Source organism: Bacillus sp. GZB (assembly GCF_001975995.1).
Taxonomy (GTDB): Bacteria; Bacillota; Bacilli; order Bacillales; family Bacillaceae; genus Bacillus; species Bacillus velezensis.
On the sequence record NZ_MTQG01000010.1, the window covers coordinates 110082 to 122252 of the forward strand.

Here is a 12171-nt window from a genome sequence, read left to right on the forward strand (position 1 = left end):
ATCAGCGTGCCGTTTTTTTTATGTTTAACCGTCTGCAAAAACGGGAAAAGACCATCAGACTGTTATTCGTAAGAGGTGTAATTATGTATGATGTCATAGGAGCGGGAATCGGGCCGTTTAATTTAGGGCTTGCCGCATTGTTAGAGGATATACCAGGAACAGACGCTCTTTTTTTCGATAAAAAGAAAGAATTTGCGTGGCATCCCGGTCTATTAATTAAAGGGACGGATTTACAGGTGGCGTTTCTGGCGGACCTGGTCACGCTCGCCGATCCGAAAAGCCGCTACACGTTTTTAAACTTTCTCCATGAACATGACCGGCTGTACCGGTTTTATACGTTTAATGAATTTGATATTCCGAGACGGGAATTTAACGACTATTTGAGCTGGGCGGCTTCAGAAATCAAATCATGCCGTTTCGGCTCAGAGGTAATCGGTGTGAAAAATGCCGGCGACCATTATGACGTCAGCGTCAAGAACATTGAGGACGGAAGCATCAGTGTCTATCAAACGAAGCATTTCGTCATGGGGACGGGGTCTGAGCCGCTTATTCCCGCAGAGATTGCTGACGAAGCGCGTCAGGACACGATGGTCAGCACGGAATATTTGTTTCGGAAAGACGAGCTCGCCGGCGCCGAATCAATTACAGTGGTCGGTTCCGGACAGAGCGCCGCGGAGATCTTTTCTGACTTATTGCACGATGAACAATACCGCCGCAGCCGGCTGCAATGGGTGACACGCTCCGCCGGATTTCGAGAATTGGAAACCGCCAAGCTCGGGCAGGAAATGTTTACACCTGATTATGTGGAATATTTTAACCGCCTGCCTTTTAAAGAACGGCTGAACACACTCCCTGAGCTGGACGGACTGCGCCACGGCATTGATTCTGACACACTTGCCGCCATTTACGATGCCCTGTATCACAGATCGATCAGCGGAGGTTCGCCTGACGTGTATATTCAGCCGATGGCGGAGCTTGAAAAAATCGAAAAGCAAAACGGGCGCTGCGTACTGAGCTTTCATCAATGGCAGATGGATGAAACCTTTACGGCCGATTCAGAAAAAGTGATATTGGCGACCGGTTTTAAACCTCATATTCCGGAATGGTTTACGGCAATTGCCCCCGATATCGAATGGGAGGATGAGAAACGGTTTAAAGTGACGGCAGATTCCCGTCTTGTCTTTAAGGACGACAGGCGGCATCATTTTTTCACATTAACGAATCTTGATCATGCTCACGGAACGGGCGCTACGAATTTGAAGCTGTCTGTTTACAGAAACCAAAAAATCATCAATACCATTCTGGGAAAAGAGCATTTCTCCATTAATAAAAAAACGGCTTTTCAGCAATTTCTTCCCGCTCAAAAAAACTGACCTCTTATGAAGAGGTCAGCTTTTTTTTATGATTTCTGCTGCTTCTTTTCAGGCGTCTTCCATTTGAACACGCTGTTCAACAGGAGATATATCCGCTTCGATTCTTTCGTGAGTAAAGGGCCGAAGATGGCCAGTATCAGAACATATAAGGCGGCGAAAGGTTTAAGTGAAGCGGACAGGCCGCCGGCGATGCCGAGATTTGCGACGATAATAGAGAATTCGCCGCGGGACACAATGGTCAGCCCGATATTGGACGATGCTTTATGAGAAAGCCCCGCCCGGCGCCCGGCGATCATGCCGGCGATAAAGTTTCCGGCAATCGTCAGCAGAACGGCGCCGAGGGCGAGCCATACCGCATCTCCGAGTGAAAACGGATCAATGCTCAGACCGAAGCTGAAGAAAAACATGGCCCCGAAAAAGTCACGGAACGGCACGACAAGATGCTCAATCCTGTCAGAATGGGCCGTCTCCGAAAACACGAGTCCGAGCAAGAGCGCGCCGATCGCTTCAGCGACATGAATCGTTTCGGAAAAGCCGGCAATGAAAAAGAGCGCGGCGAAAATGACGATGGAAAATACCTCGTTTGAACGGATATCAAGCAGCTTGTTCAGCAGAGGCGGCAATTTCCGAGCGGCAATGAAAAACAGCAGCATATATCCGAAAGCGATCACGATTGACATCAGCGCGCCTCCGACAGACGTCGCGTCTCCCAGAACAAGCCCGGAAACGACGGATAAGTAAACCGCCAGAAAGATATCCTCAAACATAATGATGCCGAGAATCAGCTCCGTTTCCGGATTGGCCGTGCGCTTTAAGTCGACAAGCACCTTTGCGACAATGGCGCTTGATGATATCGTGATGACGCCCGCCAATACAAGCACTTCCAAAAAGGAAAAGCCCGTGATAAAGCCGTAGATCAGCCCTAAACTGAAATTAATCAGAATATAAATCGTTCCGCCGGCGGCGATTGAACGTCCGGATTTGACTAATTTTCCGACCGAGAATTCAAGCCCGAGGTAAAAGAGGAGGAACAGGACGCCCATCCGTCCGAAAAATTCAATCACTTCCCGGCTTTCGATAAACGTCAGGTCAATGATGCCCGCTTGGGGCGCGTGCGGCCCGACGAGCATTCCTAAAATGATCAGGAAGGGGATGATCGAGAATTTAATTTTATTGGCGATGACACTCGCAATGGCCACAAGAACTAATGCCGTACCGACTTCAAATACGAGATGGTCCATAAACAGATCACACTCCGTCTCTGGAGAGGAAGTCTTGGATCAGCTTTTTCAGATGCTTTCTTTCACCTGAGAGGACGAGTGTATCGTTTGTTTCAAGGAGCGAATCAGCGCCCGGGTTTAAAAACTTTTTCTGGTCATGCTTAATGATGGCGATGACCGTCACGTCATAGTTTTGGCGCACATCCAGTTCGCCGAGCGTACGCCCTGCCGCTTTTGCCCCTTTTTCAACTTTAAACCATTCGATAATCAGATCGCTGAACGCCATTTCAATCGATTCAAGCGCCTGCGGTTTGTACACCATCCCGCCGATAATCGCGGCAATCTGTCTTGCTTCCGCATCATCAAGTGAAATGCTTGCCAGAAGCTCATCAGGGTCGCGGTCATCAAATCTGTAAATTTCCCGCCTGCCGTCATCATGAATGATGATCGTCATTTTTTCATGATTTCTCGTTTCGATTTCGAATTTTTTCCCGATGCCGGGCAGATCGTTTTCTTTAATATTCATAAAAAATCCCTCCGGAATATACTGTTTTTTACACCGTAAATACAGATTGGCAATGAGAAATGGTCTGATGCCGGAGGTAATTTGACTGGTATTGTATCGGAATGGCGCATGTCCTTTCCATTGTGGAATCAATGAATTGATCAAGAGGTTTGACAGATAACAGGGAGATCATTCGGGATAACGCACCGTATCCTTTTGACAGGCCTTGCGGAGCGGTTTTGGTTTGAACCGGCGTCTTTGCCGAATCCGTTTCCTGCGGGTAAACCGAAATTTGTACATGGCTGTCTGTTTCTGTCACCAATTGGGAAGGAAGAGCGACATCCGAAGGGGGGAACAGCACCATAAAAAAGCTCAGTAACAAGCTGAGTATCACATATTTCATTATCGGTGTTTTTCCCCCCCTTTTGTTTTGTATATCAATTTCACTATATAAAAATGTATGTTCAGTTTCAAATGATATGCATTTTTCGGTATCCGTTGACCTTGAAAAATAAAGGAGTTTCGCTTCGGGGAAAGGAATATATCATTTGAACAAAATATGTAAGCGGATTCAAGGGGGATGTAAACATGCAGTATATTCGTTATGAAGAAAAGGGAAAGATCGCAGAGATTGTGCTGAACCGGCCTGACAGTTACAACGCGCTGAATGAACAAATGCTCCGGGAATTGGAAAATGCATGCGTGATGGCAGCCGACAGCGAAGCGCTTATCGTGCTTTTACGGGGGGAAGGCCGGGGATTTTCCGCGGGCGGTGATATTCAGATGATGACGTCGGATCATGATTCAGGAGAATATGAACGGCTCATGAAAATGATCGAATCCATTACGCTGACCCTCTATGATATGAAAAAAATTGTGATTGCCGCCATCCACGGAGCCGCGGCGGGGCTCGGGCTGAGTTTCGCGCTGTGCGCCGATGTGGTGCTCGCCGAAGAAAACGCCCGCCTCGCGATGAATTTCATCGGCATCGGATTGGTTCCCGACGGAGGAGGCCATTATTTATTAATGAGACGCGTCGGTGAGGTCGAAGCGAAAAAACTGATTTGGAGCGGTGAAAAATTGCCGGCTGAAAAAGCGGTGCGGCTCAAGCTGGCCGACGGGCTGTTCAGCGGCGGTCCTGCGGAGGGGGCACAACCGTATATCGACCGATTGCTGCATGCGCCGCTGTCAGCGATGATTGAAACGAAGGCTATTTATCAGAGCCTCCATATCAGCCGGTTAAAAGACGTTTTGTCTCTTGAACGAAAGGCCCAGGAAAATATGAGAAAAACGGATGATCATAAAGAGGGCATCCGCGCCTTTTTAGAAAAACGGACGCCGCAATTTAACCGGTAAAATACAGAAGCCGGAAAGCTTCTGTTATCTGTGGAATAAAATCAGCTTTCCGGCTTCATTTACCAAGCGATGAGTACTGTTCTCAAGCTTTTTTTCCTTTAATAAAGCCTCTCCGGCGGCCTTCGCCTCCGCCTCATTATCTGCTTCGATCCGTTCATTCAGCAGCGTTTCTCCCGACGTATGGAATGCGGTCAATACATATTGTCCCATCATGTCACCCCCTTTATAGAATGATATTCTAATAAAGAATTTAAAATCCTCCATTAATTTTTACCCATTAATAGTATATAATGGGTCAAGGAAGGAGTTGGATTCGTGCTTACAATTGAAAACGTAACGAAAACATTCGGCAGCTTTACCGCTGTTGACAATTTGAACCTGCAAATACCTGAAAGGGAAATGTTCGGGCTGCTCGGCGCAAACGGCGCGGGAAAAACGACGACCTTTCGGATGATTTTAGGTCTTTTAAGCCTGACTGACGGGCATATCACCTGGAAAGGGCAGCCGGTCAATTATTCCATCAGTGAAAAAATCGGCTATCTCCCGGAAGAGCGGGGGCTGTACCCGAAAGTGAAGGTGAGTGACCAGCTTGTCTATCTGGCGAGATTAAAAGGAATGGGCAAAAAAGAGGCGGAAAAAGAGCTCATGACATGGCTCGAGCGGTTCGGCATTACAGATTACAAGAATAAAAAAGTCGAAGAGCTGTCGAAAGGAAACCAGCAGAAAATCCAGTTCATTTCGGCCGTCCTGCATAAGCCTGAACTGCTGATTCTCGATGAACCTTTCAGCGGTCTTGATCCGGTGAATGTCGAGCTGCTGAAAGAAGCGGTTATTTCTTTGAAAAACAGCGGCGTTTCTATCGTTTTTTCAAGCCACCGAATGGAGCATGTGGAAGAGCTTTGCGAGAATTTGTGCATTCTCCAGAAGGGAAAACCCGTCGTTCAAGGCAATCTGAAAGACATTAAGCGGTCTTTCGGCAAAAAAAATGTCACCGTTCATTCAGATGATGACCTCAGCTTTTTAAAAACGCATGAAGGTGTCGTGAAATGGAAGGAAACAAATGACGGGATCAGACTGCAGGTCGCGAATGAACCGGTTTCTCAGGATATTTTCCGGGCGCTGCAAGGGAAAGGTTTTATACGGAAGTTCGAATTGGAAGAGCCGTCACTGCATGATATTTTTATAGAAAAGGTGGGGGCCGTTTATGAATAAATTTTGGATTATGCTGTTCCATACATATAAAAACAAAATTACGACAAAGTCATTCATTATTTCGACCGCCATTACCGTTTTATTAGTATTAGCGGTGACCAACCTGCAGTCGATTATATCCGTGTTTCAATCGGATGACGGCAAGCAGCAAATCGCGGTGATTGATGAAACGGGCGGGCTGTACCCGGCGTTTGCAAAACAGCTTAAAGCGGCGGATACAGACAATGATCTGCAGGCAATGGAGACGAAGGAGTCCGAAAAAGATGCCGTAAAGCGTGTCAAAGACGGTGAATGGGACGGACTGTTTATCATCAGACAAGATCAAAAAGGTACGATAACAGGAGCCTACAAGGCGCTGACCATTTCCGATGAATCAGCGTATAAACTGCTCAAGCAGGCTTTAACCCAGACAAAAACCGCTGTCGAAACCGCCAAGCTCGGCATTTCGGCAGAAAAAGTCAGCAGCCTCTACACTCCGCCGGAAGTCAGCAAAGACGCGCTGGAAAAAGGGGCGAAGTCTGAGGAAGAGCTCGGTCAGGTAATGGGGCTTGTATACATCATGCTGTTTGTCATCTACTTCTCAGTTATCATGTACGCAAGCATGATTGCGATGGAAGTGGCGACGGAAAAATCGTCCCGCGTCATGGAAATTTTAATTTCAAGCATGCCGCCGATTCAGCAGATGTTTGCCAAACTGTTCGGTATCGCGCTCGTGGGGATCACACAGTTTGCGGTGCTGATTGCAGCGGGTTATCTCTCACTGAAGCTGAACCCTCAAAATGATGCGTCGTCGCCGATCAGTGCATTTCTCAATTTTACGGATGTTCCCGTCTCAACGATAGTCTATGCCGTCATTTTCTATTTGCTCGGCTATTTTCTTTACGCGACGCTTGCCGCGTTTCTAGGCAGTGTTGTCAGCCGGATAGAGGACGTGCAGCAGACGATTCAGCCGATGGTTTTTTTAGTCGTGGCAGGTTTTATGATCGCCATGTTCGGCATCGGCAATCCTGACGCCGGTTTTATTACCGTTACATCTTACATTCCGTTTTTCACGCCGATGATTATGTTTTTACGCGTCGGGATGCTCGATATCCCGTTTTGGCAGGCTGCGGCCGGAATCGCCCTGACACTGCTCACTATCGTGATCTTTGCGGCGGTCGGCGCGAAAATTTACAAAGGCGGCGTTTTGATTTACGGAAACGCCAGCGGATTCAAAGCGATCAAACAAGCGCTGCGCATCTCCAAAAAATAAGTGAAACAGCCCGGAACAGCCGGGCTGTTTTTTTATTTTTCAGAACGTGCATTCGTATAAAAACGGTGCTAAAATAAGGGTAATTCAATTTGCAGAAAGGGGAGGGCGAGATGGCTGATCTGACGTTTATTCATGCCGCTGACCTGCATCTGGACAGCCCGTTTTACGGCATTTCGAATCTGCCTGAACCGGTATATGCGCGTATTAAAGAAAGCACATTTCACAGCGTCCGCCGACTGACGGACGGGGCACTCCGGGAGCAGGCAGATTTCGTGCTGCTTTCGGGGGATCTGTTTGACGAAGCCAACAGAAGTTTAAAAGCCCAGCTGTTTTTGAGAAAACAGTTTGCGAGATTACAGGAAGCGGATATCCAAGTGTTCGTCATATTCGGCAACCATGATCATTTGGGCGGTAAGTGGACGCCGATTGAATGGCCGGAAAATGTACATATCTTCACCTCGGATACACCGGAGGAAAAATCTTTCTTTAAAAACGGGGAGCTTGCGGCAAGCATATACGGATGCAGCTATCAGGAAAGAAGCGTAACGGTCAATCAGGCGGCCCGTTACCGGAAAATGACCGGCGCGCCTTATCATATCGGCATGCTCCACGGCATGTTATCAGGAGCGGAAGGGCATGACCCGTACTGCCCGTTTACGAAAGAAGACCTTGAAAAAAGCGGCATGGATTACTGGGCGCTCGGACACATTCATAAACGGCAGGTTCTGTCCGCCCAGCATCCCGCCGCTATTTACCCGGGGAATATTCAAGCCCGGCATTTAAAAGAAACCGGGCCTAAGGGATATTATCTCGTCCGGGCGGCAAACGGTGAGATGTCTTGGGAATTCAAAGAAGCGCATGATGTGTTATGGGAGGAAATTGATCTTGATATCTCCGGAGCTGAACATATGACTTCACTTCTGAAAGCCGCATCGGATACATTCTCCGGCTTGCGCGCGGCGGGCCGCTCGGCATGTGTCAGGCTGGTGCTTCGCGGCGCGGCGCCCCGCTTTTGGACGGAGGCGCCCGCAGGCATCGCGGAGGAGCTTCTTTCCGCCTTACAGGAGGAAGAGGCCGAAGAGGAATGTTTCATCTGGCCGCTTGCGCTTGAGGATCGGACGGACGAAACAGACAGCGTGCCGCCCGATCCGTTTTTTAAAGGGCTGCTTCAGGACATAGAACAATGCGCGGACATGAGCGGTGTATTTGAAGCCCTTGAGCGTCATCCCGTATACCGGCGTCAGATGGCTTCATTTACAGATGAAGAGATACTGGATATTAAGCGGCAGGCTCAAGCCGTTTTAAGACGCCAAATGAAGGAGCTTCAGCGATGAAAATAACGGCGATGCATATTTACCAATATGGAAAATTTTCTGACCGAAGTTTTCAGCTGTCAGATTCTCCCGTGCAAGTGATCTACGGATTAAATGAAGCGGGGAAAACGACATTGATGTCCTTCATCAAAAGCGTGCTGTTCGGTTTTCCGAAATCAAAAAAATACGAACCGAAAAACGGCGGGGTTTACGGCGGCACTGTGGAATTGAAGCATGGCGATCACGGTGCCGTCAAAATCGAACGGACAAAAGGCGCTGCCGAAAAAGTCAGAGTGTATACGGCTTCAGGCGAAATCAAGGACGGAGAATGGCTCAAACAGCTTCTCTCCGATACAGACCGGGCGCTGTACGAAGCGATCTATTCGTTCGATGTATTCGGACTGCAGGAGATTCAAGCTTTTAACCGGGACAAAATCGGCGAGTTTCTCCTGTATTCGAGCTTATTCGGGTCGGAAGCGGCGGCAAAGCTTGACGGGCGACTGGCAAAAGAACTTGACAGGATGTATAAGCCGAACGGGCGGAACCCCCGCTTAAATCAGGAGTTGGATACATTAAAGCGGCTCAGCGCCCAGCTGAAACAGGCGGAAGCTGCGGAAGCGGGCTATCACAGCCTTCTGGAAGAGAAAAAAAGCGCCGGCGGCCGTTTGCAGGATGCCGAAGCACGATTGAAAGACATAACTGAAGAAATCAAAACAGTAAAATCGGCGATAGAAGCAAAGCCGCTCGCAGACAAAAAAACAGCCTTGGAAAGCGAACTTTCTTCTTATCCGGAAGCATTGAAGCAATTCCCGAAGGACGGAATGCATCAGCTTGAAAAATACGAATCGCATCTCCATCCGAAAGCGGCCCGTCTTGAGGGACTTCGGGCAAAAGCGGCTGAACTCAGGCGGCAGGCTGATCTGCTCGCTCCAAATGAGGACTTGCTGCAAAAAGAGCGGCAGCTGCAGGAGCTTTCCGGCGAGCAGCATATGTATGAATCGCGCGGCGAACAGCTTGCTGCCATCCAATCACAGATCCGGCAGACATCTGCCCGCGTTTCGTCAGGATTGCAGCAGCTCGGAAGACATGAGGAAGACGGCATTCTTTCACTGAACACCGATTATGAATATGAATGGCGGCTGCAGGAAGCCGTGCAGAGCGCCGGACAGGCTAGAGAAAGAAAGACACAGCTTGATGCGATTTTCGAACAAGCGCGGCTGGAGCTGGAAGAAGCCGAACGAAAACATGCCGTGACGGCGGAAAACATTTTGGACCCCGCTGTCAGGAAAGAAAAAGAAGCCGCTTTACAATCATATAAGCAAACGGCTGATACAGAAGGAAACGAATGGCAGGCACATGTTCAGCATCTGGAAAAACAGCGCGCCAAACAAAAAAAGCTCTTTCTCGGTGCGGGCATTCTGTTCATTGCGATTTTCGCTATGTTAAAGGAATGGCTGCCCGCCGCCCTTTTTACCGGTGCTCTGCTGCTGTATATGCTGTCCGGCATGCAAAAACCGCTGCCGTCAGCAAGAGGAGGGCCCGGACACAAGAAAAAGAAGCCGGCGATCTCCAAAGAAGCGGCTGATCTTCTGCAGGAAGAGCTTTGGCGTGACGGCCGGCACCGGCAGCAGCTGATTGCGGATCAAGCCGTGCTTGAACAGAAAGAAGCGGCATATGAAAGAGTCATCCGCCAATATGAAGAATGGGAGGCCGAAATGGCGCCGTCTGAAAAACAGGCGGAACTTTTTATGGAGGAACTGGGGTTTTCAGGAAGCCCTTCCCATCTTCTTGACGCATATCATGTGATGAAAGATGTCAAAAAAGAAATCCTTAACAAGCATGAGCTGACCATTGAAGCGGGCAGGCTGCAAAAGCTGCAAAGAGCATTTGAGGACCGGGTCAAAAAGCTGAGTCCTTCAGACGGAAGGGAGCTGTCCGTAAAAGAAAGACTGCACGTTTTGCTGGCGCAGGCGGAACGGGCCCGTGAGGAAGCAAAACGAAAACAGGCGCTCGAAACGGATCTGCTGCATGCACAAGAGCAAATGCGTGAATTAAACGAAGAAGTTCATTACTACGAACAGCAGGTCAAACAGCTTTTCATGGCGGCAGGCGCAAAAAACCGCGAACACTTTTGTGAACTCGCCAGGCTGAATGAAAGCCGCCGGGAAACAGAGCGGCAGCTGCGCGAAATCAAAACGCACTTGTCCGGCATAGGCGGAAAACAGCTGGAGACGTACATGAGCCGCACAGTGTCCGAACTTGAACATACAGTCGTTCAGAAGGAAACAGAGAAAAAAACGCTTGAGGAAAAAAGCGCCCAGCTCCGTGAGCAAACCGCTTTATTAACGGTGAAAAAAGAGCAGCTGGAGTCCTCGGGGCTTGTATCCGATTTAAAACAGCAGACAGAAATGCAGAAGGAGCGCGTGAAAAAAACCGCTAAAGAGTGGGCTGCATTACAGACGGTCAGACACATTATAAGGGAAAAAATGGAGCGGCATAAAAAAGTGACGCTTCCCCGTCTGTTAGAAACCGCCGGCGCATTATACGGACCGCTTACGGACGGACGCTACCACAAATTGTATTTCTCCGAGGCTGATGATTCCATTATGGTCATGCGGAAAGACGGAACGGTGTTTTCTGCAGGCGAACTCTCACAGGCGGCATGCGAGCAGCTTTATGCGGCGATTCGTTTTGCCCTTGCGTCAGAGAGGGAATCTGCGGTATCACTGCCGTTTTTACTTGATGACAGTTTTGTCCATTTTGACAGGCAGCGGCTGCAGCGGCTGTTTGATGTGCTGAATCAGCTTTCAGAAGGCGGGCGGCAGATACTTTATTTCACCTGCCATGAGCATGTCAGCCGGTCTTTTCACAGCGGACAAGTCATGCGGCTCCTGTCATAAAAGAGTTTATTTTCAAAAAAGAGGTATGTGCTATACTGGTATTATGTAAGATATGGAGGGAGCTTTTAATAGAATGGCAAAAGGTATTATGCTGCACGAGGTCGGCGAGCAGGTCGATCAATACTTTCTGATTAAATCTTCGACTAAGGGAATCGCAAGCAACGGAAAACCATTCCTGACGTTAATGCTGCAGGACCAATCGGGAGATATCGAAGCGAAGCTGTGGGATGCCAAGCCGACTGATGAAGTAACATACGCGGCGCAGACGATCGTGAAGGTGATCGGAGATGTCCATCACTATCGCGGACGAAACCAGCTTAAGCTGAGAAACATCCGGCCGGCCGGCGAGAACGAAAATGTCAGCATTGATGATTTTCTGGAAACGGCGCCGATTCCGAAAAATGAAATGATGGAAACCGTCACTCAATACATTTTTGAAATGAAAAACCCAAACATCCAACGGATCACAAGGCATCTGGTCAAAAAATATGCGGCTGAGTTTATGGATTACCCGGCTGCGGCTAAAAACCACCATGAGTTCGTCTCCGGGCTCGCGTATCATGTAGTGTCCATGCTGAACCTGGCAAAAGCGATTGCCGATCTGTATCCGTCTCTTGACCGGGATTTACTGTATGCCGGAGTCATTCTGCATGATCTAGGCAAAGTAAAAGAGCTTTCAGGCCCCGTTTCCACAACGTACACCGTGGAAGGGAATCTGCTCGGGCACATTTCGATCATGGTGACAGAGCTTTCAAAAGCAGCCGAAGAGCTTCAGATTGACGCTGAAGAAGTGCTGATTCTGAAGCATTTGATTTTAAGCCATCACGGAAAAGCGGAATGGGGAAGCCCGAAACCGCCGATGGTGAAAGAAGCGGAAATTCTGCACTACATTGACAATCTGGATGCAAAAATGATCATGATGGACAGAGCGCTGGAACGGGTGAAGCCGGGCGAATACACAGAGCGTGTATTTGCGCTTGAAAACCGTTCTTTCTACAAACCGACTTTCCATCAATAAGATAAAAAGGCCGATTCTCTAT

At 48.7% G+C, this 12171-nt stretch carries 11 protein-coding genes; 7 read left to right on the plus strand and 4 right to left on the minus strand.

Annotation, left to right across the window (positions count from 1 at the left end):
• Positions 1 to 83 precede the first annotated feature (83 nt).
• On the plus strand, positions 84 to 1373 hold the full coding sequence (locus BXO87_RS00745) for a lysine N(6)-hydroxylase/L-ornithine N(5)-oxygenase family protein (RefSeq protein WP_038457471.1): 1290 nt from the start codon (positions 84 to 86) through the stop codon (positions 1371 to 1373).
• Positions 1374 to 1399: 26 nt separating this feature from the next.
• Here BXO87_RS00745 and BXO87_RS00750 read toward each other — a convergent pair whose 3' ends face one another.
• From BXO87_RS00750 to BXO87_RS00760, 3 genes are read right to left on the minus strand one after another with little or no spacing between them, the layout of a single operon-like run.
• The gene (locus tag BXO87_RS00750; protein ID WP_038457473.1) at positions 1400 to 2614 is read right to left on the minus strand and encodes a cation:proton antiporter; all 1215 of its coding nucleotides are present in this window, start codon (positions 2612 to 2614) and stop codon (positions 1400 to 1402) included.
• Positions 2615 to 2621: 7 nt separating this feature from the next.
• Positions 2622 to 3119 carry a cation:proton antiporter regulatory subunit gene (locus BXO87_RS00755; RefSeq protein ID WP_032874321.1) on the minus strand — a complete coding sequence of 166 codons (498 nt, stop codon included), beginning with the start codon at positions 3117 to 3119 and terminating at the stop codon, positions 2622 to 2624.
• A gap of 28 nt (positions 3120 to 3147) precedes the next feature.
• Positions 3148 to 3501, minus strand: a complete 354-nt coding sequence (locus tag BXO87_RS00760) for a hypothetical protein (protein ID WP_014417322.1) — start codon at positions 3499 to 3501, stop codon at positions 3148 to 3150.
• Positions 3502 to 3686: 185 nt separating this feature from the next.
• Here BXO87_RS00760 and BXO87_RS00765 point away from each other — a divergent pair, with 185 nt between their 5' ends.
• Complete coding sequence (locus BXO87_RS00765; RefSeq protein ID WP_038457476.1) at positions 3687 to 4454, plus strand: enoyl-CoA hydratase; 768 nt, start codon at positions 3687 to 3689, stop codon at positions 4452 to 4454.
• Positions 4455 to 4478: 24 nt separating this feature from the next.
• Here BXO87_RS00765 and BXO87_RS00770 read toward each other — a convergent pair whose 3' ends face one another.
• Positions 4479 to 4664 carry a YhzD family protein gene (locus BXO87_RS00770; RefSeq protein ID WP_038457478.1) on the minus strand — a complete coding sequence of 62 codons (186 nt, stop codon included), beginning with the start codon at positions 4662 to 4664 and terminating at the stop codon, positions 4479 to 4481.
• A gap of 105 nt (positions 4665 to 4769) precedes the next feature.
• Here BXO87_RS00770 and BXO87_RS00775 point away from each other — a divergent pair, with 105 nt between their 5' ends.
• From BXO87_RS00775 to yhaM, 5 genes are all read left to right on the plus strand, one after another.
• Complete coding sequence (locus tag BXO87_RS00775; RefSeq protein ID WP_007409231.1) at positions 4770 to 5666, plus strand: ABC transporter ATP-binding protein; 897 nt, start codon at positions 4770 to 4772, stop codon at positions 5664 to 5666.
• Positions 5659 to 6918, plus strand: a complete 1260-nt coding sequence (locus BXO87_RS00780; RefSeq protein WP_032871100.1) for an ABC transporter permease — start codon at positions 5659 to 5661, stop codon at positions 6916 to 6918. Before BXO87_RS00775 ends, BXO87_RS00780 begins: the two co-directional genes overlap by 8 nt.
• A gap of 110 nt (positions 6919 to 7028) precedes the next feature.
• Positions 7029 to 8252, plus strand: coding sequence for a metallophosphoesterase family protein (locus tag BXO87_RS00785; protein WP_076851074.1), 1224 nt, complete (start codon positions 7029 to 7031; stop codon positions 8250 to 8252).
• Positions 8249 to 11131, plus strand: a complete 2883-nt coding sequence (locus BXO87_RS00790; protein WP_038457483.1) for an ATP-binding protein — start codon at positions 8249 to 8251, stop codon at positions 11129 to 11131. The genes BXO87_RS00785 and BXO87_RS00790 overlap by 4 nt, the downstream gene beginning before the upstream one ends.
• A 73-nt stretch (positions 11132 to 11204) precedes the next feature.
• Positions 11205 to 12149, plus strand: a complete 945-nt coding sequence (yhaM, locus tag BXO87_RS00795; RefSeq protein ID WP_003155251.1) for a 3'-5' exoribonuclease YhaM — start codon at positions 11205 to 11207, stop codon at positions 12147 to 12149.
• The last annotated feature ends 22 nt before the right edge of the window (positions 12150 to 12171 follow it).

Coding starts and splice junctions, on each gene's coding strand:
- BXO87_RS00765 (WP_038457476.1), top strand. CDS start 3,687: ATGCAGTATATTCGTTATGAAGAAAAGGGAAAGATCGCAGAGATTGTG.
- yhaM (WP_003155251.1), top strand. CDS start 11,205: ATGGCAAAAGGTATTATGCTGCACGAGGTCGGCGAGCAGGTCGATCAA.
- BXO87_RS00750 (WP_038457473.1), bottom strand. CDS start 2,614: ATGGACCATCTCGTATTTGAAGTCGGTACGGCATTAGTTCTTGTGGCC.
- BXO87_RS00745 (WP_038457471.1), top strand. CDS start 84: ATGTATGATGTCATAGGAGCGGGAATCGGGCCGTTTAATTTAGGGCTT.
- BXO87_RS00785 (WP_076851074.1), top strand. CDS start 7,029: ATGGCTGATCTGACGTTTATTCATGCCGCTGACCTGCATCTGGACAGC.
- BXO87_RS00760 (WP_014417322.1), bottom strand. CDS start 3,501: ATGAAATATGTGATACTCAGCTTGTTACTGAGCTTTTTTATGGTGCTG.
- BXO87_RS00780 (WP_032871100.1), top strand. CDS start 5,659: ATGAATAAATTTTGGATTATGCTGTTCCATACATATAAAAACAAAATT.
- BXO87_RS00770 (WP_038457478.1), bottom strand. CDS start 4,664: ATGGGACAATATGTATTGACCGCATTCCATACGTCGGGAGAAACGCTG.
- BXO87_RS00790 (WP_038457483.1), top strand. CDS start 8,249: ATGAAAATAACGGCGATGCATATTTACCAATATGGAAAATTTTCTGAC.
- BXO87_RS00755 (WP_032874321.1), bottom strand. CDS start 3,119: ATGAATATTAAAGAAAACGATCTGCCCGGCATCGGGAAAAAATTCGAA.